The sequence below is a fragment of the Bacillus aerius genome (assembly GCF_029894105.1).
GTDB classification, from domain to species: domain Bacteria; phylum Bacillota; class Bacilli; order Bacillales; family Bacillaceae; genus Bacillus; species Bacillus altitudinis.
This window is the reverse complement of record NZ_JARYHO010000001.1, coordinates 2,148,566-2,171,497: the sequence shown is the minus strand read 5'-3', so window position 1 is coordinate 2,171,497 and position 22,932 is coordinate 2,148,566. Positions and strand designations below refer to the sequence as shown.

Sequence of the window (22,932 nt, the reverse complement as noted above, 5' to 3'; positions counted from 1 at the left end):
CTATGAAGAATACGGGAGGCACAATCAAAGATGAGCGGTTTTACAGCGTTAAGTGAAGCAGAATTAAATGACCTATATGCAGCACGACAAAAAGAATATGAAACGTACAAAAGTAAAAACTTACACTTAGACATGTCTAGAGGGAAACCTTCACCAAAACAGCTCGATTTATCTATGGGCATGCTCGATGTCGTGACATCAAAGGATGCAATGACAGCTGAGGATGGTACAGATGTGCGAAACTATGGCGGCTTGACAGGCCTTCCTGAAACAAAGAAATTTTTTGCAAGTGTGCTCAATCTGAAGCCAGAACAAATCATCATTGGCGGTAATTCTAGTCTGAATATGATGCATGACACAATTGCACGTGCTATGACTCACGGCGTATATGGCAGCAAAACACCTTGGGGAGAGCTTCCAAAGGTAAAATTCCTTGCACCAAGCCCAGGATATGATCGTCATTTTGCCATTTGTGAGCATTTTAACATAGAGATGATTACGGTAGATATGAAGTCGGATGGACCTGACATGGATCAGGTGGAAAAATTGGTTGCAGAAGATGAAGCCATTAAAGGGATTTGGTGTGTACCGAAATATAGTAACCCTGACGGCATTACGTATTCAGATGAGGTTGTTGACCGTCTTGCTTCTATGCAGACAAAAGCAGACGACTTCCGTATTTTTTGGGATGATGCCTATGCAGTCCACCATCTAACAGATACGCCTGATACGTTAAAAGATATTTTTCAAGCAGTAGACAAAGCAGGACATGCAAACCGTGTGTTTATGTTCGCCTCTACTTCTAAAATTACGTTCCCAGGCTCGGGTGTTGCACTGATGGCATCTAGTCAGGACAACGTCAGCTTTATTCAAAAACAGCTATCAGTTCAAACCATTGGGCCAGATAAAATCAATCAATTAAGACACCTTCGTTTCTTCAAGAATCCAGAAGGATTGAAGGAACATATGAAAAAGCATGCAGCGATTATTAAGCCGAAATTTGACCTCGTTCTTTCGATCCTTGATGAAAAGCTTGGTGGAACAGGCATCGCTGAGTGGCACAAACCAAATGGCGGATATTTTATTAGCTTAAATACACTCGATCATTGTGCAAAAGCTGTTGTGCAAAAAGCGAAAGAAGCCGGTGTGACACTAACAGGTGCAGGGGCGACATATCCTTATGGAAACGATCCGCTTGATCGTAACATCCGTATTGCGCCAACGTTCCCAACACTTGAAGAACTAGAGCAGGCGATTGACATCTTTACGTTATGCGTTCAGCTTGTCAGCATTGAAAAGTTGCTGTCTGAGAAAAGTCAATCAGCACCAACGGTATAATGAAAAAACTCCTTGACTGATGTCCGGTCAAGGAGTTTTTGTTTTTAGTTGGCTGTTTGATAATAAGAGACAGGCTGTTTTGCTGCACACCATACATCATAAATCGCAAGCTGCACAATATGTGGTTCATCGTGATGAATATAGTGCGAGCTGTTCTGCGCCTGAATCCATCCGCTTTGGGATGATAATGTGAGCATTCGTTTATGAAGCCTGAGCCAAGCTTCATGTGCTGGATGAAACAAGCGGCTTTTGCCTGATGAAATGACAAGAAGGGGCATCATCCCATAATGCGTTTGCTCCTCTTTGATCGTACGCAGCATTTGCTCAAAGTCCTCATGTGTACATTCTGCTGTGAATTGCGCCATATATGAAGTGCGTTCTTCCTTTGATAAGAGTGGCAGAATGACCTGCTCTTGCTCCTCACTTGCTGGGTCTAGAAGGACCATACCGATAACATCTTCTTTTCTGCGGCTTGCCCATAAGCGGCTGACAAGAGAGCCAAATGAGTGCGCCACAATGAGAAATGGCGGCTGAATATTGGCTTGATGTAAGAGTGTATCTAAATCATCCGCAAGATCATGCAAAGTTCTTCCTTCTTTGCTTTCACTGCTTTTTCCATTGCCTAAACGGTCATATAAGAAAACACCAAGCTCTGGGTCAATATCACGAGCGATATTCGCCCACGTATCGCCTGAAATTCCATATCCTGCTTCAAAAATAATGGTGGCTTGCTTTTTTCCTTGACGATGCCTTGTATAAAAGTGATGTCCATCTATATGATACGTTCTTTCAATCAATGCCGAGTTCATTCTTCCATCTCCTCTAAGTGGTTCTTTAGCTAAAAGACGGCACAAAAGGCAAAGATGTTTCTCTTAAAAACAAAAAAGATGCCTATTTCAAAAAATAGACACCTTTTTGCTTAAAGATGTTACCAAGCGCGATCGTATTGGCGCGGGCTTTCGATGGATGTACGAAGCTCTTTAGCGGCTGTTTTTGGGAAATACGGATCCCGTAAAAATTCTCTGCCGATAAAGATCAAGTCAGCACGCTGATTTTGTAAAATTTCTTCGGCCTGTACACCAGATGTGATCATACCGACAGCGGCTGTTTGGATGCCGGCACCTTCTCTTATTTTCTCAGCAAAGGTGACTTGGTAGCCGGGGAATGTTTTAATACTGGCTTGCACCACAGCGCCTGAGCTCACATCAATTAAGTCGACTCCTTGCTCTTTCAGCCATGCGGCAATGCCAATATAATCTGCAATATCTAGTCCTTTTGTTGTGTAATCAGAAGCGGATACACGGACAAATAATGGTCCATCCCACACTTCATTGACTGCATCAACAACTTCTCTCAAGAAGCGATAACGATTTTCTGGTGAACCGCCATATTCATCTGTCCGGTGATTGGCAAGCGGTGAGAGAAATTCGTTAATCAAATAGCCATGCGCACCATGAATCTCAATGATGTCAAATCCAGCTTTCTTGGCGCGGACAGCGGCATCTTGAAACGCCTGAACGGTGTCTTTTATTTGATCGATAGACATCTCAAGAGGTCTTTTAGATTGCTCGTCAAATGGAATGCTGGATGGAGCAAGAATGTCACCATCTAGCTCAGCCTTGCGTCCTGCATGGGCTAGCTGGATGGCCGTTTTTGTTCCGTACGCTTTGATTTGTTCGTTTAATGAGGCAAACCCTTCAATGTGCTCATCACTCCAAATTCCGAGGTCCTGATCACTAATTCTTCCCTCAGGTGAAACAGCACTTGCCTCGACCATAATTAATCCGGCCTGACCTTGCGCACGGGAAATATAATGTGCAAAGTGGAAAGGCTGTAATTTTCCATCACGGTCATAGGATGAATACATACACATCGGGGACATGACGATGCGGTTTTTGAGTGTGACACCTTTTAATGTCCAAGGTGAAAAAAGCTTTGTTTCCAATTACCTTCGCCTCCTCATAGAATGGTATAGCCGATTATAACAGTCATTCAAACATTCGTCATAAAAGGTGCTCAAACCATATAGCTTTTGAACATGATTTTGTATAATGAAAGATATGGACATCAAAGGGGGATAAACGGATGAAATGGCAAACGGAAAGTGAACTAAAGGAGCTACTCACAGCTCTGATGCAGTATGAAAGCATATCTGGTACAACGGGAGAAGTCGCATTAGCGGAATATTTATATTACTTGCTGAGGGAGCGGCCATATTTTGAGCAGCATCCTGATCACTTGGCTTTGCATCCAATGAAAGATGGCCGGTATTTTTTAACGGCACTTGTCAAACGAAGTACGCTGCCACGTACTGTTTTACTCCTCAGCCATTTTGATGTCGTCGATACAGAGGATTACGGAGAATTTCAAAATATGGCGTGTAAGCCCGAAGAGTTAATTGCGTCCTTTTCTCAAAAAAGTGCACTTCTTCCAAAAAGGGCAAGAGAGGATTTAGCTTCAGGTGACTGGCTGTTTGGACGAGGGTCCATGGATATGAAAGCAGGCCTGACTGTCCAGCTTTCCATGCTGGAAAGAGCGATGGCAGGGAGGTTTGAAGGAAATATTCTGCTCGTCACAGTGCCAGATGAAGAAGTGAATTCACAGGGGATGCTGGAGGCTGTTCCGAAACTAAAGGAGCTCAAGGAGACGTATGACCTTGAGTATACCGCGTGTTTAAACAGTGAGCCGATGTTTGAAAAGTATCCCGGGGATGCGCACCAATACATCTATACAGGTAGTATAGGGAAGGTACTTGCGGGATTTTTCTGCAAAGGAATTGAAACACATGTAGGTGAGCCCTTCTCAGGATTAAATGCAAATTTTATGGTATCTGAATTAAACAGGCTGTTAGAACTAAATAGTGATTATTGTGAGGAAGTAGATGGTGAAGTGACACCGCCTCCGACCAATTTGATGCAAAAGGATTTGAAAGAAGCTTACTCTGTTCAAACGCCTCACACGGCTGTTTCTTTATTTAATGTGCTGATGATGAACCGCTCTAGTGAAGAGCTTCACGGGCTCCTCTATGAAACTGCGAAACAAGCAGCAGTCCAAATCGAAGCCAATCTCAAACAGAAAACGGCTGCATTTCAACGCTTTAAACATTTTACACCCATCGATACAAACATCACGGTGTTAACGTATCATGAGCTGTACGAAAAAGCTGCTGAACGATCCGGCAAGCAGGAGGTCGAGCGAATTGTCAACTACGCCTTTGCCAACCGGGGTGAGCTTGGGGATCGTGATTTTTCAACCAAAATTGTATCAGAACTGACGACCCTTTGTAAGGAAGATGGAGCACTGATTGTGTTGTTTTATAGTCCGCCATTTTACCCATCTGTTTCTTCAACAAACGATCTGCATATTCAAACGACCTTAAAGAAGATTCAAAGAGAAGCAAAAGAGATCTATGGAATCGAAGTAGAAGAAGTCAAATATTTTCCTGGTTTATCTGATTTAAGCTACTTACAGCTTGAAAATCAAGATATAGCCGATTATACAGCCAACATGCCGCTATACCAAAAAGGCTACTCGTTACCACAAGGAGAAAAAGAAGCTCTTAACGTTCCTGTCATCAACGTTGGTCCATTAGGAAAGGATGCGCACAAATGGACAGAACGGCTGCATGTCCCATTCTCTTTTGGCGTTTTGCCGTCGCTCTTAGAATCAACAATTCATGCTTTACTAGAAAAGAATTAAGTGAAAGCCCTATCGCCATGATAGGGCTTTTCTTTTTGATTTTAATCACCTTCTGTCTAAAGAAATAGAGTATGATATAGAATGATACTTACATATATTTGAAGGGGGATTGTGAGAGTGAAAACAGGAGTACTAAAAAAAACAGAGATCATGACATCACTTCAAGAGAGTTTGCGTAAGCTTGAGGAGTTATTATGGACATGTGATGAGGCTACATTAGATGAATCTTTTGGGGAAGGCAAGTGGTCGATTAAACAAATTGTTGGACATTTGTATGATACAGAAGAAGTCTGGTCAGAGCGGATAGAGCAGGCAATATCAAATGAGCACACGCTTTTCGCATCATATGATCCAGAGATATATGTGAAGGGAAGAGCTTATGAAACGTATACCGCACAAGAGGTCAGTGCATTGATCGAGCGCTTAAAAGAGAGCAGAAACAAAACACTACACTACAACTATTAGAAAAGGATACATGGGATTTTTCAGGTCTCCATCCTGAAGAAGGAGTGATGACAGTCCAAATATTAGCTGAAACCATTGCTTTACATGAAATTCATCACCTCGATCAAATCAAAGCCATCATATCCATGAGAGCATCGAGTGATAGATGAAAAGCACCTGTCATCAAGGCAGGTGCTTTTCTATATTATTTATACGTACTCGCTGAAAACATGTCGTTTAATTCTGCTGCGCGTTTTGTCGCTGTTTTCACACAATCGACAATCGCTTCTTCAAATTGATAGGAAGCAAGGGTATTCAGTCCTGCTTCTGTCGTTCCACCTTCGCTCGTAATTTCTTTGCGCAATTCAGCAGGTTCCTTACCGCTATCCTGAAGCATATTTGCAGCGCCTGCAATCATTTGACAAATGAGCAATTTCGCTGTCTCTTGGTCCATCCCAAGTTCCGATGCACCTCGCTCCATTCCTTCAATCAAATGATAAATAAAGGCAGGACCGCTGCCTGCAATGGCTGTGACCGCATTCAGCTGTGATTCATCTAAAACCGTCACATGACCGATCGTTTCAAACAGCTGAACTGCTTTTTCCTTTTGCGCCTCTGTGACTTCATCACTGACAGCAATGCCAGTAGCTGATTGTTGTATGGCTGCTGATGTATTTGGCATCGCACGAACCACCGCCGTTTTTGCGCCAGTATATTGCTGAATGGTTTCAATAGAAATGCCCGCTAAAATAGAAATAATCAGCTGTCCATTTAAATGGGGCCTTACTTCAGAAATGCCACTTTCCGCATCTTTTGGTTTTAAAGCAAACACCAGCATATCGGCTTCTTCATAAATAAAGGAACGAGCGAAATCTGTTTTGACTCCATAACGTGCATTTAATTCTTCTAATCGTTTTTCATTTGTTTTATTTGTGACAATGATATCTTCATTTGACATAATGCCGCTCTTTAAAAGACCTTTAATCATAGACTCGGCCATTGAGCCTGCACCAATAAATCCAATTTTACTCATAAGCTGCTCCTCCTTGTAGAAAATAAAAAAACCTCTCGTCTGCAAAGGACGAAAGGTTTTTCGCGGTACCACCCTCAATTAGCATGCAATGTTGCATACTCAGCTCTAGTCCCTTAACGCGGGAAACGTTTAGGTTTGCCTAACAGCTCAAAGGGCAGGTTCAGCAAATAAGAGGATGGTGAAGTCTTACAGCCGGTGGACCTCACTCTCTTGCATCGTTATTTTGCTTACTAATCCTTGTCATCGCGCATCTTATATTTGTTGTTCATTATGCAACGATGGACAAGTTTGTGTCAATAGGGAGAGATAAAAAAATTGACCATCTAAACCGCATGACAGTCTGCCCTTTGCAAGATACAATGAATAAAGAAGAGTGAGTTCAGAAGATCTATGAGTCAAAAATCAGGAGATGACGTATAAAAGTGAAAGAAGAAATGATTCAATTATCCATCCCCACACCGTTTGCGGTGGGGGATGTCCATGCATATGTATTAAAAGGCAATGCCGTGACCTTAGTCGATTGCGGACCGATGACACAAGAAGCGCAGCATGCCTTTGTCACGCAATTAAAGGAACATCATTTATCAATAGATGATATTGATCAAGTGGTTTTGACACATCATCATGCAGATCATGTCGGTCTTTTAGATCTGATGAAACCTCAAGTCCGTGTCATCGGACACGAGTTGAATGAGCCCTATATTAGTCAGGATGCAGCGTTTAAACAGCGTCAAATCCATTTTATGAATGATTTTTTTCAGCAGTTAGGTGTGCCGCTTCGTCAAGGTGAGTGTGAAAGAATTGTGAGGCAGTCCTATACATATTCATGTACGGCACATGTCGATGACGTCATAAAAGAAGGCGATCGTTTGAAGGGACATGAGCACTTCCAAGTGCTGGAGACACCGGGACATGCACAATCTCATCTTTCTTTTTTAGATGAAACAACAGGGAATTTCATCGGCGGTGATCTGCTGCTTACGACCATTTCTTCCAATCCGTTAATGGAAGCGCCAATGAAGGGAACAGAACGTCAAAAATCGCTGCTTCAATATAAAGCATCACTCGAGCGTTTATTGCATTTGCCCATTCAGACGATTTATCCAGGGCATGGCCAGCTCATTACCTCTCATCACGAATTGATCGAAGAAAGATTTAAAAAACAGGAAAAACGGGCAAATACGATGTATCAGCTGCTTCAACGAAAGGAAATGACCGCCTTTCATCTTTGTCGCACCCTATTTCCGGGCCTGTATGAAGAAGCATTATTTCTGACAATGTCTGAGACAGTCGGACAGCTTGATGTGCTTTTAGCGGCTGGACAAATTGAAGAAGTGCAAAAAGACGGAACCCTCTACTATCGAGCAAATGAAGGAGTGAAATAAATGGGGCGACTAACAGGAAAGAGAATATGGATTACAGGTGCTTCAGGCGGTATTGGTGAAAAGATGGCGTACTTGGCAGCAGCCGAAGGAGCAGAAATCATTGTGTCGGCAAGACGAATTGAAAAGCTCACAGGTGTAAAAGAAAAGATTATAAGTGCTGGCGGCGTATGTCACATCGTTCAGCTTGATGTCAGTCAGCTTGAGGACATTGATCAAGCCTATCAACAAGTGGGCGCTGTTGATATTTTGGTGAACAATGCCGGCTTTGGTGTGTTCGATCTCGTCGAAGACGCATCCATTGAGGAAATGGTGTCGATGTTTGAGGTCAATGTCTTTGGTTTAATTGCCTGCACAAAAAAGGTCCTTCCTGAGATGAAACAAAGAGGGAAGGGACATATTATCAATATAGCGTCACAGGCAGGCAAAATTGCCACCCCTAAATCCGCCATCTATTCCGCATCAAAGCATGCGGTTCTCGGATTTTCAAACAGCCTCAGAATGGAGCTGGCAGACAGCGGGATTCATGTCACAACCGTCAATCCAGGACCGATTGCCACAGACTTCTTTACCATTGCAGACCGTAGTGGTGAATATGTGAAAAATGTTGATTTTATGATGCTCAGTGCTGACAAGGTAGCAGGGAAGGTCGTATCCGCCATGATGACGAAAAAAAGAGAGATTAATTTACCAGGATGGATGAATGCTGGCAGTAAGTTGTATCAATTATTCCCGTTTTTATTTGAAAAAGCAGCACGTAAAGCGATGATGAAAAAATAACAAAAAAAAGAAACCGGTCACAGGCTGGTTTCTTTTTTTGTTTGATGGGGCTTGATATTGGTGACGCCAAAGACATTGCCATCAACATCTTCGAAGCTAAAACCGCCTAAGTCTGGGTCAGCTAATATTTGAATATCTGATACAGTCACTTCATGCTCGCTTAAATACTGGTGAAAGTTTTTTAAATCCTTCACAAATAGATCAATCATACTATGCCGAACTCCTGTAAAAGAGTTCATAAAGTAGATTCGTTTCTCGTGTTTTGTTTTGACGAGATAAAAGTGAGCATGGCGGCTTCTTCTGATTGATGTAGAACGATCATCTATAAAATCTGTTCATACCAAGAGACAGCCCGGGGGATATCAGTCACAGGAATTTCAATAGTAGCAATTTGTTGAATGGTCAATGGCTTCACTCCTTTTTCTATATTCGTCTTGCCGCTTGCTGAAGTGGATCCCATACACTGTTAAAAGGAGGGGCATAGCTAATATCTAAATCTTCAAGGTCTGTCACAGTCAGCCCTTGATAAAGAGCAGTTGCCATGACATCAATTCGTTTATCAACACCTTCTTTACCGATGATTTGTGCGCCAAGCAAGGTGTGATCATCGCTTCTGTAAATCAGTTTCACTTTTATTTTCTCTGCATCTGGGTAATATCCAGCGTGGTCAGTGCTGTCGATGGTGATGGTGGAGAAAGGAAGGCCCGCGTCTTTTGCTTCTTTCTCTGATAAACCCGTTCGCCCTGCTGTCACGTCCATAAATTTCATCACCGCTGTGCCGGTTACGCCTTGAAACGCACGGTTTGTTCCTGTCATATGAAAACCTGCGATTCTTCCTTGTTTATTTGCTGTCGTGCCGAGCGGAATATAGTCCAGTTCCTTTTTGATACGGTGATAGGTTGCTGCGCAGTCACCCGCCGCATAGATATCTTGTACATTGGTCTGCATGTATTCATTCACAACAACTGCACCATTTTGAAGACGCTGAATTCCTGTGCTGTCTAAAAAGGATGTTTGCGGAGTGACGCCAACGGCAATGATGACCATATCTGTTTCAATGGTCTGTTTGTCTGTTTGAACAGCTGTTACATGTGTCTTGCCCTTTAACTTTTGCACTGTTTCACCAAGTACCACGTGAATGCTTTGATTGTCCGCTTCTTCTTTCAGATATTTTGCCATATCGGGATCAAAGCCTGGGCCAAGTGTTGCACCCCGCTGAATGATATGAACGTCTTTGCCTAGCCCTTTTAAATTTTCTGCCATTTCTAAGCCGATATATCCTCCGCCGATAATCGTGATATGTGTGACGTCTTTTTTTAGATTGTCTAAAATAGACAGCGCATGCGGGATTGTTTTTAATACGTGGACACCTTCTAATGAATGACTGTCTAGATTAAGTGTGACGGGGCTTGCTCCTGTCGCAATTAACAGGCGGTCATACGTTTCTGTAAAGGGCTCTTTTGTTTTAGAATGAATACCCGATACTGTTTTTTGCTCCGGGTCAATTGAGGTCACTTCGTGTAAGCATCTGGCATCAATTCCGTACTTGTCACGAAAAGTGTCAGCGCTACGTGCGATGAGTTTTCTGTGATGATCAATGAGACCGCCGATCAAGTAGGGGAGCCCGCACTGTCCATATGAGAAAATCTCTCCTTTTTCAAAAGCTACAATTTGTGCGTCTGGATCCTCTCTATATATTTGCATAGCGCAGCTCATTCCTGCTGCATCTCCGCCAATCATCACATATTTCATTTGGTGTGCTCCCTTCTATCTATCAAACTGAATACTCTTATTTACCCTCATTTTCCTTTATTTAATGCTTTTTTTTCGCAAAAGAAGCAAACTTTCGTTGAAAAATAAAGACAGCGCCTTCATTTTAAGCTACAATCGGATTATCGTCTTTTTGGTTATGAGTTTAGTTTAGATTGGTGGGAAAGACTTTGGGTGACGAACGACTAGATTTTAATACACTATATACACGCCATACGAGAGAGGCATGGGCCGCTCTTGGAGAATATATGCCGGTATCTGTTTCAGAAGAAGAAGTGAGAGCACTTCAAGGATTAAACGACTACTTATCGCTAGAAGAAGTTCGAGATATTTACATACCGCTTATTCGGTTTCTGACATTACATGTCTTTGCAGAAAAACAAAAAAATCAGCATGTCAATGCTTTTTTAAACTACCCGCATCATGCGAAAATCCCTTTTTTAATTGGGATTGCAGGAAGTGTGGCCGTCGGAAAAAGCACGACAGCACGTATCATTGAAACGCTTTTATCAAGGCTTGGAGATGGGCTGAAGGTGAGTCTCGTAACAACGGACGGCTTTTTGTATCCTCAAAAAGAGTTAAAAGATCGGGGGCTGATGGAAAAGAAAGGCTTCCCGGAAAGCTATGATGTTAAAGCGCTACTTTCGTTTTTAAATGAATTAAAATCAGGGAAACAAACTGTGCATGCACCTGTATATTCACATCTGACCTATGATCGTCTTGAAGGGGTGTATGAAACAGTAGAAGATGCAGATATTGTCATCATTGAAGGGATCAATGTGTTGCAATCACCGGCACTGGATGATCTGAAGGATGAGCCGCGCGTGTTTGTATCAGATTACTTCGATTTTTCGATTTATGTAGATGCCGCTGAGACGCAAATTCAATGCTGGTATAAAGAACGGTTCCGTTTGCTGCGGGAAACAGCCTTCCAAGACCCTGAATCTTTCTTTCATCAATACAAAGATTTGACGGATGAAGAAGCAGATCAGATGGCAAGCACGATTTGGAATACAGTGAACCGGCCAAATTTATATGAAAATATTTTGCCGACAAAATATAGAGCCGATTTGATTTTAAAAAAAGGTGATCAGCATAAGGTGGAAGAGATCGCCATCCGCAGGGTATAAAGAAAACCGCTCAAATTGAAGTGCACCCCAAATATTAGACACAGTCTAACATTTGGAGGTGCTTTTCTTTTGGCTAAATTTACAATTGAAGATAAAATCAAAGCTGTAAAACGATACCTCATTGACCGCGAACCCCTGCTTGGAATTGCAAAACAGATTGGCGTGCACAAAAGCATACTTCAATATTGGGTCAGAAAGTATCAATATCATGGCGAAAAAGCTTTTTCAAAGTCATATACAAATTATCCAGTCCAATATAAACTAGACGTACTTGATTATATGAATGAACATGGGACGTCTATCTTGGAAACAGCTGCACTCTTTAACCTGCCTTCTGATACCACGCTTTGGAACTGGAAGCGCATCTTGGAAACACAAGGAGTAGACGCCCTTCAATCTAAGAAAAAGGGGCGTCCGTCTATGAAAAGGAAAACTGGAAAACAAGAAATAACGAAAGGATCAATGGAAGCGTTACAGGCAGAAGTAGAACATTTGCGCATGGAAAATGAGTATTTAAAAAAGTTGAATGCCTTAGTTCAAAACAAGGAACAATCACCAAACAAGACAAAGCGCAAGTAGTCTATGATTTAAGGCATCAATATCCGGTGAAATCACTTCTTAAGCTCGCATGTATTCCACGCAGTACCTACTATTACTTGATCAAGCATTTAGATCGTCCTGATCAGGATGTCGAACTGAAAAAGATGATTCAAACTATTTATCAGGAACATCAAGGACGTTATGGATATCGCCGGATTCGTGATGAACTAATTAATCGGGGACAAAAGGTGAATCACAAAAAAGTCCAGCGCATCATGAAAGTTCTAGGGCTAAAATGCATGGTCCGAGTGAAGAAATATCGTTCATACAGAGGCACAGTGAACAAAATAGCGCCTAATATTTTGGCTCGTCATTTTCAAGCTGATAGGCCAAATGAGAAATGGGTCACAGATATAACGGAGTTCAAGTTATTTGGTCAGAAGCTCTATCTTTCGCCCATATTAGATCTATTTAATGGTGAAATCATTACCTATACAGTCGGTTCAAGACCTGTTTATTCACTCGTCTCAACGATGCTTCATCAGGCGTTCAACCGTTTAGATGAAGATGAGAAACCAATGATACATTCTGATCAAGGATGGCATTACCAAATGAAGCAATATAGACACGACTTAAAAAAGCGTGGGATTACACAGAGTATGTCCCGAAAAGGTAACTGTTACGATAACGCAGTTATCGAGAACTTTTTTGGTATCTTAAAGTCTGAATTTCTATACCTAAAAAAATTTGAGAACATCGAACACTTCAAGCAAGAACTTGAACAATATATTGATTACTACAATCACACACGTATAAAGACAAAACTAAAAGGCATGAGTCCGATACAATATCGAACTCATGCCTCGAAAGCTGTCTCATAAAAAAACGCGTCTAAATTTAGGGGGTCACTTCAAATTGAGAGCGGTTTTTTTAATGACCTCCACTTACTTTCACAGCCACGGCAGCCGCCGTTCGTTTTTTTAGGCGGTAGTATCCGATAAGTAAAAACGGAACGCCTGCAGCGGTGACAATCGCCAAGACTGAAAAAATAGAAAGGGGATGGGCTGCGCCAAATAAGTCAATACACAATCCTCCGACAAACGGTCCGACGACGCTGCCGAGCTGAGAAAACCCCATTGCGCCGAAGTATGATCCTTTCACTTCAGGTTTTGCAATATTGTCTACAAACAGATCCATCATTGCAAAGAGCAGCACTTCACCAATCGTAAACACGACAATAATAAAAGCAAGCGTACCGAGACTTTGTGAAAAAGCAATGGCAAACAAACTGCCTGCTAGAAGCACGTTCCCAGTCGTTAATGACAAAATCGTTGAATAGCGCTTAGCGATCATAATCAGCGGGTACTGAACGACAATGACAACCACTGCGTTTAAGGATAAAAGATACCCAAACAGTTTAGGGCCATCCTCAATCATAGGGGATGCCGATAAATATTGAGGCAGTGTTGAGCTTAGGTGTGAATAGCCAAATGAACATAAAGTAACGCCAATGAGGATGATGCTAAAGACCGTATCTTTCTGAATAATGGAAAGAGCTTTTTTGACGCCGATTTGTTTGGTGCTTTCTGGAGCAGCCACTGGATGCTTTTGAAATTGCCATGCCAGCGTTAACCCATACAACAAGTAAATGAGGGCAGCGACGAGAAATGGAAAAGTCGTTTTTGATGACCCGAGATATAAGCCAAGCAGTGGGCCGAAAATGACACCAATGTTAATGGCCGTATACCGTAAGTTAAAGACAAACAACCGAATGCTTGATGGGGTGACATCGGATAAGAGTGCTTTAGACGTTGGTTCAAACAGCGCCCGGCACAGTCCATTTAAAGCATTCATAAAAAAGAAGACCCAAATGGCATCTGCAAACGCGAAGCCAACAAAGACAAGTGTCCAGCCAAAGATGGATAAAAGCATGACCTTTTTTCTGCCGATTCGGTCGGAAACATAGCCGCCGTAAAAACTCGCAACAATCCCAATAAGAGAGCTGACGGCAATGATCAATCCAGCTGAAGAGGCTGAGGCGCCTTTGATTTGTGTCAAATAAACGGCTAAAAAGGGAATGCTCATGGATGTCGCCATTCGGCCAAATATCGTGCCGATGATGATCGTCCAACTAAGTGGATGTAAAGTGCGTAAGTTATTTTTCATGCTGTGTCTCCCCTGAGTTTGTAAGATGTTCCAATCATACATGAAAAATTGTGCAAATTAAATACACAATTTGATGGAGGAGTCATCCGTCAAATGACAGAGAAGCTTGAACTGTTCCGTTCATTCGAAGAGCATATGCCTCGTTTTCAAGGTTTTAAGCCTTGATGGATCATAATTTTTTCAGAAAAACGAAGCGGGTTTTTCAATGATCATGTTTTCGTTTTGCGAAAATCAATTGAGATCGATGGCAATAATTTGATGTAAGGAAAGGTTTAGAACATCTTCGTCATTCACGATTTTCATTTGGCGTGTTTCATAATGAATGGCTTTCACCCAGCCCCAAAACTGTGCTTTCATGCCTGATGAGACATATGTCACGCAAATCGCTTGATCCTCGGTAATCGACTGTGTGATCAAAACATTCATTTCCTCTAGCTGATCGGAGCTGAGCGGTAGAGGTGTATATTCTTTTTTCTTTCGTTTTTGAGCAAGTAGTTGCTCCCGGTGCTCTGGTAGCATCATTCGGCTTGATTCCCACATGATGTTGTATCCAGGTGTTAATTTATTGGGATTCATGCTTGTTCGCCTCCGTTATTTGTAATGCCCGCCAATTTTTTCGGCGCGGTGATATACCTGCCCTGCGCTTGTCAGTGACGAAGCATGCAATAATGCCGCAGGTCCATATTTCAGATGGATTTCATCAAATACTTTGCTGAGTTGATCTTTCTTCAAATGATGATCAAATAAAGTCAGCTGATAGTGGCTGTCAGGCTGCAGCTGTGAGAGGGTAATGCCTACACTGCGAATGGGCTGGCCATCCCAGTGCTGCTGGCATAGCTGAATCGCTGCCTCTGCAATATCTGAGCCATACTGTGTCGGTGAATGAAGCTTCATTTGTCGATGAAAGCCTGTTGGATGTGAAAAATCAGCCCCTCTTACACCAACAGACACCGTTTGACCGAGATAATGCTTAAAACGTGCCCGCCTAGCGACTTCCTCACTCAATTCAAGAAGAGCGACTTTGATCTCCTCAAAAGATGCGTAATCACGGGGAAGGGTCATATGATGCCCAACGGCTTTTTGCTGATCATGTGTGTGAATAGTGACTGGGGAGGGATCGTGTCCTAAAGCTGTTCGCTGCAGAAGCTCCCCATTGATTCCCCAGCGTTTTTTTAATCGGTCTAACGGATAAGTAGCAAGTGTGCCAATGGTACTGATACCCATTCGTTTCAAATGATGCTCCATTCGTTTGCCGACGCCAAATAATTTTCCAATTGGAAGCGGCCATAAATCAGCAGCAACCCGGTCTGCACTCAGTTCATAGATGCCGGATGTGTTTTTTTTGGCAAAATGGTCACAGGCCATTTTAGCGAGCACTTTATTAGGGCCGATGCCCACACGTGCGTAAATGCCAGTCTGATTCATAATCGTTGTTTGTATATGTTGAGCGATCTCATGTGGAGAGCCGAATAGTGTAAGACTGCCTGTAATATCAAGAAACTGTTCATCAATGGAATATGGCTCGACAAGGTCTGTGTATTGTTCAAGCAGTTCTGTAATCATGACAGAGACATCGAGATAGCGCTGCATACGTGGACGTACAACCACTGCTTCAGGACATTTCTCCTGTGCTTCCCATAACCTTGATGCATTTTGTACGCCACGTTTCTTCGCGAGAGGGCAGGCTGCCAGGACGACTCCGCTTCTTCGTTCTGGATCTCCAGAGACAATGAGCGGTACATTCTCCAAATGAGGCGCCTCCACCTTCTCGACTGATGCATAAAATGACTGCATATCCACAAGCAGAATGGCTCGTTCATTCATTGTACTTCACCTCTAGGAACGTATGTTCTGTATCTATTGTAAACAACATGAGGTGAAATTCATACTGGTAAATCATTCAAAAGCTGTCCATACAAAAAAGACGAAGTGGTGAACACTTCGTCTCGTCTGCTGCAACGATTGTTAGGCATGTGCCATGTTGTGGAATGTTTGGAGCGGTTCAGAACGCAGACGATAAGCCATCAGCTTTTTCTTTGGCTTATGTGTAAACTGCCGAACCACATCCACATGGTCATCATAATGGAACAGATAAAGGGTGACATCATGCTTCCCATGCTTTGTTTGCATAGTAAGCGGCGCTGGCCCTTCATTCGGATGAAGAAAGCGTTCTTCATCACCAGGGTAAATATAATAGCGTTCAGTAAAGATCGCATCATTAAAATGTTGAATGATTTCAGATGCTCGCTGCTCATCAAGCGAACGACCTTGAAAAGTAATATTTGTTTGCTCACTTGTTACTTTAGCATGTACGGCGTAGCGGCTAAAAAGGCGCTCAACAACACCAGAAGGCAAAGAGGTGACAAGCAGCTTTAAAAGACTAAACACAACAAGCGAAATAACAACCCAAACCAATCTCATCATCTCCAATAAACATTTGTACCATTTCCTATATGAACCATCTTAACATAACAAATGAATGAAACTTTCGCACAAAAAGTGAACTTTTTGAAATAAGTGTGAAGATTTAAAAGGAGATGACGGCTGAAAGACGAAGAACCAACAAATGAACATGAAAAAAGACGTGCATACTGTCTTTACAACCATTTGATCAGACAGTAGACTATTGAAACAATCGCATTTTTGAGAAAAAACGAATCAAAGGAAAGCCAAAATGGAAAAAGGGGCGAGGCCATCATGATACGTCAAGTGAAACCGTCAGATTTTTACGCAGTCACATCCGTTATTCAAAGCTGGTGGGGAGGCAGAGATTTGCGTGCAAAATTGCCAAAGCTCTTTTTTGAACATTTCCAGCAAACAAGTTTTGTTGTCGTTGAAAAGGGAGAGCTGATCGGCTTTTTGGTTGGTTTTTTATCGCAATCTCATTCGGATGAAGCCTATATTCACTTTGTTGGCGTCCACCCAGATCACCGTAAATTAAAGATAGGTAAAATCCTCTATCAAGCTTTTTATGAAGCGGCTGAAAAGGAAGGAAGAACAACAATTAAAGCTGTCACAGCTCCTATCAATAAAGTCTCCATTGCTTACCATACAAAACTCGGATTTCAGATAGAAAAGGGAGATAAAACAGTAGATGGCATCTCAGTCTTTTCAGATTACGATGGCATTCATGAAGACCGTGTGTTATTTGTGAAGAAGCTGGAGGCAATGAAATGATTGTTTATTTAGATCACACAATAATTGATGTAGCAAAGCAGATCTTACATATTCAACTAGCTGCATACCAACAAGAAGCTGAACAAATTGGCTATGCTGATCTTCCGCCATTAAAAGAGACCATTCAAGATGTCATGAAAGCAAAAGAGCAATTTATTGGTTTTGAGCAAAATGATCTCTTATTAGGCGTAGTTTCATATGAAGAGCTGAAAGATTGTTTGATCATTAGTCGATTGGCTGTGCATCCCAAAGCGCTAAAACAGGGCATTGGAACAAGACTCATGTCCACAATCATGGAAAAGAATGTTCCGATAGAACTGACCACAGGGCAGGAAAACACCCCTGCAAAAAGGCTATATGAAAAATTAGGGTTTTTTGAAACAAATGTCATTCATGTGGCAAAAGAGCTCACCCTATCAAAAATGAAATGGACACCGCGACGCAGGGTTGAGGTTGTCGAATTCAAAAAAGAATGGCATGAAGAATTCCGTCAAGAAAAGCAGCGACTCAAGCAAATCATTCAAAAGATCTGGATAGAAGGCTACCATATTGGCAGTACGTCAGTTACAGGACTTGTTGCCAAACCAATTATAGATATATTAATAGAAGTAAGCGATATAGAAGAGATCGATAGAAAAAAAGAGAGATTTGAACACCTTGGATACGAAGCGCTCGGTGAAAATGGTATAAAAGGGAGACGCTTTTTTCAAAAGGGTGGCTTGAATCGTACGCATCATGTCCATGTGTATGAAAGAAATCATCCTGATGTGAAAAGACATTTATTGTTTCGAGATTACTTAAGAGTCCACCCAGAACGAGCTGAGGCGTATGCGTCTGTCAAGGAACAATTAGCAAAGCAGTATCCGGAAGATATACAAAGCTATATGGCAGGAAAGAATGAAATCATAAAAGAAATAGAAAATGAGGCATATCGCTGGGATAAAGAAGGAAGAGAGGAAGCTCTTAAATAAGCTGCCTCTTCTCCTCAGTTAATTAGGAAGCTGAACATTGCCTTTTACAATATAGGCCTGTGAAGCAGCAGTAGATGGAAGAGCGGGTAATTGATCCTTTACTATGACCCCGCGGATATCTGTGATTCGAACAGGAAGAGATGTAGACCCCATATGAAAGCCAAGGAAATGGTTGTAGTCGGTCTTTTCCATGTTCACCCATTGTCCATCTTTGTAATATTCCATTTTCATAACCGGATATTTATGATTGCGCACTTGAATCGCAGCCCACCACTCACTGCTACCTTCTTTTATTCTGTAAGCTACATTTCCGCTAATCGGTGCTTTTATAATTTTCCAACTAATTGGGATTTTCCCGTCTGCCATATTGCCAATTTTGGCAAAGGCATTAGGAGAAAGATCAAGAGCTCCTTTTGATCCTTCTGGATATTTATCGGTTACATACACCACGGTTTTTCCTTTTGGCCCCGTTACTTCAAGGTAAGCCCTGCAAGTGCCGCATTTACCCCTTTATAGTTATAGTCATGGGGATTTAAAGCCGTAATTTTCATGTCAGATGGAATAGGATCTAATAAAGCGGCGCCCCCTGAGTAACCAGATCCCGTATAAGTCGCATAGCTTTCTCGTACTTCATCAAGGATAGATGCCGCTTTCATGTTGGGCATAGTGAAACTCAACATCAATATCAGCGCCCCGATAAAGCAGAGAGATAATCTTTTTTTCACGATCTAAAACCTCCTGTTTCTTCTTTTAAAATTGATAGCGTCATCAGTATAATTCTAAAAAACAGGATGCAGAAAGAGCCAATAGATAGATATAATCCTAGTGAGAAGAGCGTGTATTTCAAAGAGTATGACTTTCGGATTTAGTCGTGTGTCATGTTTTATGGTGTTTTATGTGTTACAATGTAAGCATCAATTTAAAAAGGATGTTCGCCATGTATATTCACATCACAGAACTGGCTAAAACGTATATAGAAAAACAGCAAACAGGAAACGGAACGAAGGAATTACTGCTTCGCTACGATTCAGAAGGTTGTGGCTGTGCAGTGAGTGGCGTACCGATGCTTTGGTTAACAAGTGAAAGAACAGGTGAATGGGAACCACTTAAAAATAGCCAATATTTAAAACTATATATACACACAGCACAAAAGGTGTTTTTTGACGAGGAAATGACGATTGATTTTAATGAAAAAGCCAATACACTTATGTTGAAAAGTCCTCAACAAATACTCAGCCCGAGAATGGGTATACTTGTAAAGTAAGGTGGAAACGTAGTGGATCAAAAGCTGAAAGTGATACAAAATACGGCACAAAATAAAACGTGGGTGTCGTTTTTAAATAATAATCATCCATATAGCCTTTTGCACTGGTCAATCGGTGGAATGGATTCAGTAAAAAAGGACGTCTGGCTTCTCCAAGATGAAGTCACATTTGAAACGGAAGAATTTCCAACGCTTGAATTAGCAGTCAGTTGGATAAAAGAGAATATGGAACACGTAACAGATGTGTTATAAGCCCTTTGCTGAAGAGGGCTTTTTTTGTGCCATCATCATCTCATCAAACAGGAGAACTGTCTAATTTGAAAAATGAGATTTTTCAACGATAAAAAGTCATTTTTAACAAACATTTCGACAAAATGAGAAAAATAGAAAGAGAAAAATAGAGACTGTAAATGCCGAAAAATCGGCAATGAAAGCGGTTATTGCGGGATACCGAAAACTTTACGAAAAACGACATTTCATATTTCTTCCATTCGAGGAAATATGATAGAATACAACATGTATCGTACATGAGGAGGGAGGTGCTAAGGTGAATTGAAGCTCAAGCTGTCATCGCCTCAGGTTGGAATCAAAATAAACGAATGGTATAGGCAGATTTGCGGATTTCATGTCATGAAAGCAGAGAAGCTAAAAGCCGAGATCGAGCAGGAAATCCTTGAGATGGAGCAAGATCAGAACTTGCTGCTTTTTTACCAGCTGATGGATTTTCGACATAAGGTCATGCTTGAATATTTTGAACCGGCAAAAAAAGCCTCGAATGATGAGGAGATTAAGAAGCTTCTAGAAACAATTGAACATTCGCAGACCAAATTAACAGATATGCTTGAATACTATGTTCATTTTTTTACAGGAATGTTTGAATTTGAACAGAGAAACTATTTGAGCGCCATTGCTTATTACCGTTCCGCTGAAAAAAAGCTCAATCTCATATCAGATGATATAGAAAGAGCAGAATTTTATTTTAAATTAGCAGAAATATACTACCACATGAAACAAACCCACTTTTCGATGCACTATGCTTTGCAAGCGTTAGATACGTACTCTGCCTACAGAACGTACACGCTGAGAATCATCCACTGTGAATTTGTCATAGGTGCAAACTATGATGATTTGAAATGCTATGAACATGCATTGCCCTACTTTAAAAATGCTCTAAAGCGAGCACGCTCAATTGGAAACCCTCGAGTCATAGGTTCGGCCCTTTTCAACTTAGGTAACTGCTATTACCAAATGAACGATCTTGCTACAGCAAGTCGCTATCTCAAAGACTCTCTTGAAGTGTTTGAAAAGGAGAATTTAACCCATCTGAATCGCTCTCTAGACCCACTATTTATGCTGACCCAAATCCTGTTTAAACAAAAACAAATAGAAGAGTCGTTAACCCTCTATCAACAAGGTATTATGAAAGCCTGTGAATTAGAAGATGAAATTTACATCTGCAAGTTTCAGTTTTTAAAAGCATTATACGTTGATGCAGAAATAAAAATCATAGACGATACATTAGATTTGTTGGAGGACAAGCGTTTATACCCAGATATTGAGGAACTGGCACTTGATGCGGCTCATTATTATAATGAGCTTGGATTATTTGAAGTTTCTACCCGGTATTACGAAAGGAAAATTCAAGCCATATCAAAAATTCAAAATGGAGGTCATTTATATGAAAATGAGTTTGATAGTTCTTTTATTGGCAGCAACTGCAGGGTTATCGGTCATGAGTCAGCAGCAATCGGAAGAGAGCCATATGGAGCTGGCGGGCAGACACCATACAACAGTGGTGACTATCGTATAAGTTAGCAAAAAGAGGAGACGAACGGCTGTTCATTCTCCTCTTTCATTTTGATTGAATTGAAATGCTTCCAGAAATGCTTCGACCTCTTGTTCATAGACTTCCTTATTGTCACTATAAGACATCGCATGCGCACCATGTGGCGCAATAAATAGCCGTTTATCACCTTTTTTGCGTGCGTATAACTGCTCGCTTTGCTCACAAGGGATATAGTCATCATGGAGGCTATGAATAAAAAGGATAGGTTCTTTCACCTGATCGATGACATCAAGTGGAGAAACTTGCCGAATGCTGTAACCGTCCCGCCATTTCAACACTTGATCACTTAGTGGAAGAATCCACTGTCCTGAAAGACGAAAATCTGTTTTTAATCGATACAGAAGCTGATCCTCAAAGGAAGCAAAAGGACAATCAGCGATGTAAAAATTGGCGTTTGCATCCGGTTTTGCAGCATATAATAAAGTTGTGACTGCGCCCATCGATTCTCCGTGTATCCCAATGATTGCTTTTTCCCCAAGCCTTTTTCTCAGCCACTTGACGACTTGAGCCAAATCTTCTTTTTCATAATATCCATAGCTCGTTGTTTTTCCGCCGCTCATCCCATGTCTTCTATGATCATAAAGCAGCACATTCCATCCAAGCTTTTGGAATAATTTCATATACTTCACGGAATTGATCAAACTGACTGTAACCCCGTGACAAAGAACGATGGTACGTGTTGTATGAGGGATCGGTACAAAATAGCCATGAAGATCATAACCAAATGTTGAAGGAATACAAACTTTCTCTTTTTGCAGCTGTTGAAACTCCTCGTGATGATAGTGCCCTTCATCTGATTCTCGTTTGATGAGCTCTTCATCCGTTAATTTTCGTATATACATCATTTTATTGGTAAAAAAAATGCCGATTGCAGCGAGTGGACATAATATCAAGGCGAGTATAGCGAGCCATTTCTTCTTCAAGCTGATTCTTCCTTTCCGAAGGGTTTCTATGATGATCATACCACATGTTGGGAGTTTGGCGTGACTCTTGCTGAGCAAATAAAACGGATGATACACTAAGGCAAAAGGAGAGAGGCAAAGTGAAAAAGACGAATCAAGATCAAGCAAAGCTAAAGGACGGCATAAAGGATGATGTGAAACAGCAGCTCCTTCAAATGAAGCAGAATCTGGCCGCCGAGACAGAAAAAAGAGAAGAACAAAAACGACAAGACCTCCTTCGGCAACAGAAAGAAAAAGAAAAAAATAAAAGCTTCTCAGAGCTGCTAGATGAAAGTCATTTAGACTGGAGAAAGTATAAAAGTTAAAAAAGGGAGCTGTGATGCTCCCTTTTTTTGTTATATCATTGAGATGAATACATACTACATGAGCCTGAGAGGAAACACGTCTAACTCCCTCGTATTACTTCATTTCAGAATCGCACCAATAGGTT

Annotated in this window: 23 protein-coding genes, 1 pseudogene and 1 other annotated feature; of the genes and pseudogenes, 13 read left to right on the top strand and 11 right to left on the bottom strand. The window is 41.5% G+C overall.

The window, feature by feature from the left end; genetic code table 11:
- The first annotated feature begins 30 nt into the window (after window positions 1–30).
- Complete coding sequence (locus M2353_RS11160) at window positions 31–1,338, top strand: aspartate aminotransferase type Ic (protein WP_039165881.1); 1,308 nt, start codon at window positions 31–33, stop codon at window positions 1,336–1,338.
- A 44-nt stretch (window positions 1,339–1,382) separates the two neighbouring features.
- Here the strand turns inward: M2353_RS11160 and M2353_RS11155 are convergent, their stop codons facing one another.
- Together M2353_RS11155 and namA are read right to left on the bottom strand one after the other, a co-directional pair.
- Window positions 1,383–2,147, bottom strand: coding sequence for an alpha/beta fold hydrolase (locus tag M2353_RS11155; RefSeq protein WP_041091946.1), 765 nt, complete (start codon window positions 2,145–2,147; stop codon window positions 1,383–1,385).
- Window positions 2,148–2,266: 119 nt separating this feature from the next.
- Window positions 2,267–3,283, bottom strand: coding sequence for an NADPH dehydrogenase NamA (gene namA / locus M2353_RS11150; RefSeq protein ID WP_061419551.1), 1,017 nt, complete (start codon window positions 3,281–3,283; stop codon window positions 2,267–2,269).
- Window positions 3,284–3,423: 140 nt separating this feature from the next.
- On the opposite strand from namA, the gene M2353_RS11145 reads away from it, so the two are divergent.
- Window positions 3,424–5,037: a M20/M25/M40 family metallo-hydrolase gene (locus tag M2353_RS11145; protein WP_284725420.1), complete on the top strand. Its 1,614-nt coding sequence runs from the start codon at window positions 3,424–3,426 to the stop codon at window positions 5,035–5,037.
- A 117-nt stretch (window positions 5,038–5,154) separates the two neighbouring features.
- Complete coding sequence (locus tag M2353_RS11140) at window positions 5,155–5,502, top strand: DinB family protein (protein WP_284725419.1); 348 nt, start codon at window positions 5,155–5,157, stop codon at window positions 5,500–5,502.
- Between the two features lie 184 nt (window positions 5,503–5,686).
- Here the strand turns inward: M2353_RS11140 and proC are convergent, their stop codons facing one another.
- Window positions 5,687–6,514 carry a pyrroline-5-carboxylate reductase gene (gene proC, locus M2353_RS11135; protein ID WP_284725418.1) on the bottom strand — a complete coding sequence of 276 codons (828 nt, stop codon included), beginning with the start codon at window positions 6,512–6,514 and terminating at the stop codon, window positions 5,687–5,689.
- Window positions 6,515–6,555: 41 nt separating this feature from the next.
- Window positions 6,556–6,767, bottom strand: a binding site (T-box leader).
- Between the two features lie 169 nt (window positions 6,768–6,936).
- Between proC and M2353_RS11130 the strand changes: the two genes are divergently transcribed.
- Entirely contained in the window at window positions 6,937–7,899 is a 963-nt protein-coding gene (locus tag M2353_RS11130; protein ID WP_284725417.1) for an MBL fold metallo-hydrolase, read from the top strand.
- Window positions 7,900–8,676: an SDR family NAD(P)-dependent oxidoreductase gene (locus tag M2353_RS11125; protein ID WP_007501086.1), complete on the top strand. Its 777-nt coding sequence runs from the start codon at window positions 7,900–7,902 to the stop codon at window positions 8,674–8,676.
- 17 nt (window positions 8,677–8,693) lie between these two features.
- Here the strand turns inward: M2353_RS11125 and M2353_RS11120 are convergent, their stop codons facing one another.
- Window positions 8,694–8,885: a hypothetical protein gene (locus tag M2353_RS11120; RefSeq protein ID WP_284725416.1), complete on the bottom strand. Its 192-nt coding sequence runs from the start codon at window positions 8,883–8,885 to the stop codon at window positions 8,694–8,696.
- A 214-nt stretch (window positions 8,886–9,099) separates the two neighbouring features.
- Window positions 9,100–10,428 carry a CoA-disulfide reductase gene (locus M2353_RS11115; protein WP_284725415.1) on the bottom strand — a complete coding sequence of 443 codons (1,329 nt, stop codon included), beginning with the start codon at window positions 10,426–10,428 and terminating at the stop codon, window positions 9,100–9,102.
- 188 nt (window positions 10,429–10,616) lie between these two features.
- Here M2353_RS11115 and coaA point away from each other — a divergent pair, with 188 nt between their 5' ends.
- Window positions 10,617–11,576 carry a type I pantothenate kinase gene (coaA, locus tag M2353_RS11110; RefSeq protein ID WP_008342294.1) on the top strand — a complete coding sequence of 320 codons (960 nt, stop codon included), beginning with the start codon at window positions 10,617–10,619 and terminating at the stop codon, window positions 11,574–11,576.
- A 69-nt stretch (window positions 11,577–11,645) separates the two neighbouring features.
- Window positions 11,646–12,997, top strand: a protein-coding gene (locus M2353_RS11105; protein WP_284725414.1) for an IS3 family transposase whose coding sequence is annotated in 2 segments (ribosomal slippage) — window positions 11,646–12,090 and window positions 12,090–12,997 — 1,353 coding nt in all. Because the reading frame shifts where the segments join, the coding sequence is not laid out codon by codon here.
- Between the two features lie 49 nt (window positions 12,998–13,046).
- Here the strand turns inward: M2353_RS11105 and M2353_RS11100 are convergent.
- The 4 genes from M2353_RS11100 to M2353_RS11085 all read right to left on the bottom strand — a co-directional run bounded on the left by M2353_RS11100 (window position 13,047) and on the right by M2353_RS11085 (window position 16,697).
- Window positions 13,047–14,282 carry an MDR family MFS transporter gene (locus tag M2353_RS11100; RefSeq protein WP_173408112.1) on the bottom strand — a complete coding sequence of 412 codons (1,236 nt, stop codon included), beginning with the start codon at window positions 14,280–14,282 and terminating at the stop codon, window positions 13,047–13,049.
- Between the two features lie 231 nt (window positions 14,283–14,513).
- Complete coding sequence (locus M2353_RS11095; RefSeq protein ID WP_017367544.1) at window positions 14,514–14,858, bottom strand: YolD-like family protein; 345 nt, start codon at window positions 14,856–14,858, stop codon at window positions 14,514–14,516.
- A 15-nt stretch (window positions 14,859–14,873) separates the two neighbouring features.
- Window positions 14,874–16,106, bottom strand: coding sequence for a DNA polymerase IV (locus tag M2353_RS11090; RefSeq protein WP_073414018.1), 1,233 nt, complete (start codon window positions 16,104–16,106; stop codon window positions 14,874–14,876).
- Window positions 16,107–16,247: 141 nt separating this feature from the next.
- On the bottom strand, window positions 16,248–16,697 hold the full coding sequence (locus M2353_RS11085; protein WP_342394143.1) for a YfmQ family protein: 450 nt from the start codon (window positions 16,695–16,697) through the stop codon (window positions 16,248–16,250).
- A gap of 282 nt (window positions 16,698–16,979) precedes the next feature.
- Between M2353_RS11085 and M2353_RS11080 the strand changes: the two genes are divergently transcribed.
- Both M2353_RS11080 and M2353_RS11075 read left to right on the top strand, forming a co-directional pair.
- Window positions 16,980–17,459, top strand: a complete 480-nt coding sequence (locus M2353_RS11080; protein ID WP_007501073.1) for a GNAT family N-acetyltransferase — start codon at window positions 16,980–16,982, stop codon at window positions 17,457–17,459.
- Window positions 17,456–18,430, top strand: coding sequence for a GNAT family N-acetyltransferase (locus M2353_RS11075; protein ID WP_284725412.1), 975 nt, complete (start codon window positions 17,456–17,458; stop codon window positions 18,428–18,430). Before M2353_RS11080 ends, M2353_RS11075 begins: the two co-directional genes overlap by 4 nt.
- Window positions 18,431–18,448: 18 nt before the next feature.
- Here M2353_RS11075 and M2353_RS11070 read toward each other — a convergent pair.
- Window positions 18,449–19,155 (bottom strand): annotated as a pseudogene (locus tag M2353_RS11070) (expansin EXLX1 family cellulose-binding protein).
- A 212-nt stretch (window positions 19,156–19,367) separates the two neighbouring features.
- Here M2353_RS11070 and M2353_RS11065 point away from each other — a divergent pair.
- The 3 genes from M2353_RS11065 (at window position 19,368) to M2353_RS11055 (ending at window position 21,509) form a co-directional block, all read left to right on the top strand.
- The gene (locus tag M2353_RS11065; RefSeq protein ID WP_284725411.1) at window positions 19,368–19,694 is read left to right on the top strand and encodes an iron-sulfur cluster biosynthesis family protein; all 327 of its coding nucleotides are present in this window, start codon (window positions 19,368–19,370) and stop codon (window positions 19,692–19,694) included.
- A 12-nt stretch (window positions 19,695–19,706) separates the two neighbouring features.
- Window positions 19,707–19,946, top strand: coding sequence for a YqkC family protein (locus M2353_RS11060; protein WP_008343836.1), 240 nt, complete (start codon window positions 19,707–19,709; stop codon window positions 19,944–19,946).
- A gap of 300 nt (window positions 19,947–20,246) precedes the next feature.
- Window positions 20,247–21,509 carry a response regulator aspartate phosphatase gene (locus tag M2353_RS11055; RefSeq protein WP_024718943.1) on the top strand — a complete coding sequence of 421 codons (1,263 nt, stop codon included), beginning with the start codon at window positions 20,247–20,249 and terminating at the stop codon, window positions 21,507–21,509.
- Window positions 21,510–21,533: 24 nt separating this feature from the next.
- Here M2353_RS11055 and M2353_RS11050 read toward each other — a convergent pair whose 3' ends face one another.
- On the bottom strand, window positions 21,534–22,463 hold the full coding sequence (locus M2353_RS11050; RefSeq protein ID WP_284725410.1) for an alpha/beta hydrolase: 930 nt from the start codon (window positions 22,461–22,463) through the stop codon (window positions 21,534–21,536).
- A 119-nt stretch (window positions 22,464–22,582) separates the two neighbouring features.
- Between M2353_RS11050 and M2353_RS11045 the strand changes: the two genes are divergently transcribed.
- On the top strand, window positions 22,583–22,807 hold the full coding sequence (locus M2353_RS11045; protein WP_008343840.1) for a YqkE family protein: 225 nt from the start codon (window positions 22,583–22,585) through the stop codon (window positions 22,805–22,807).
- Window positions 22,808–22,932: the final 125 nt, after the last annotated feature.

What these genes read in the sequence shown, in the direction of transcription:
- M2353_RS11160 (WP_039165881.1), top strand. Translation starts at nt 31, where the DNA reads ATGAGCGGTTTTACAGCGTTAAGTGAAGCAGAATTAAATGACCTATAT.
- M2353_RS11155 (WP_041091946.1), bottom strand. Translation starts at nt 2,147, where the DNA reads ATGAACTCGGCATTGATTGAAAGAACGTATCATATAGATGGACATCAC.
- M2353_RS11145 (WP_284725420.1), top strand. Translation starts at nt 3,424, where the DNA reads ATGAAATGGCAAACGGAAAGTGAACTAAAGGAGCTACTCACAGCTCTG.
- proC (WP_284725418.1), bottom strand. Translation starts at nt 6,514, where the DNA reads ATGAGTAAAATTGGATTTATTGGTGCAGGCTCAATGGCCGAGTCTATG.
- M2353_RS11125 (WP_007501086.1), top strand. Translation starts at nt 7,900, where the DNA reads ATGGGGCGACTAACAGGAAAGAGAATATGGATTACAGGTGCTTCAGGC.
- M2353_RS11120 (WP_284725416.1), bottom strand. Translation starts at nt 8,885, where the DNA reads ATGATTGATCTATTTGTGAAGGATTTAAAAAACTTTCACCAGTATTTA.
- M2353_RS11115 (WP_284725415.1), bottom strand. Translation starts at nt 10,428, where the DNA reads ATGAAATATGTGATGATTGGCGGAGATGCAGCAGGAATGAGCTGCGCT.
- M2353_RS11100 (WP_173408112.1), bottom strand. Translation starts at nt 14,282, where the DNA reads ATGAAAAATAACTTACGCACTTTACATCCACTTAGTTGGACGATCATC.
- M2353_RS11095 (WP_017367544.1), bottom strand. Translation starts at nt 14,858, where the DNA reads ATGAATCCCAATAAATTAACACCTGGATACAACATCATGTGGGAATCA.
- M2353_RS11090 (WP_073414018.1), bottom strand. Translation starts at nt 16,106, where the DNA reads ATGAATGAACGAGCCATTCTGCTTGTGGATATGCAGTCATTTTATGCA.
- M2353_RS11080 (WP_007501073.1), top strand. Translation starts at nt 16,980, where the DNA reads ATGATACGTCAAGTGAAACCGTCAGATTTTTACGCAGTCACATCCGTT.
- M2353_RS11075 (WP_284725412.1), top strand. Translation starts at nt 17,456, where the DNA reads ATGATTGTTTATTTAGATCACACAATAATTGATGTAGCAAAGCAGATC.
- M2353_RS11065 (WP_284725411.1), top strand. Translation starts at nt 19,368, where the DNA reads ATGTATATTCACATCACAGAACTGGCTAAAACGTATATAGAAAAACAG.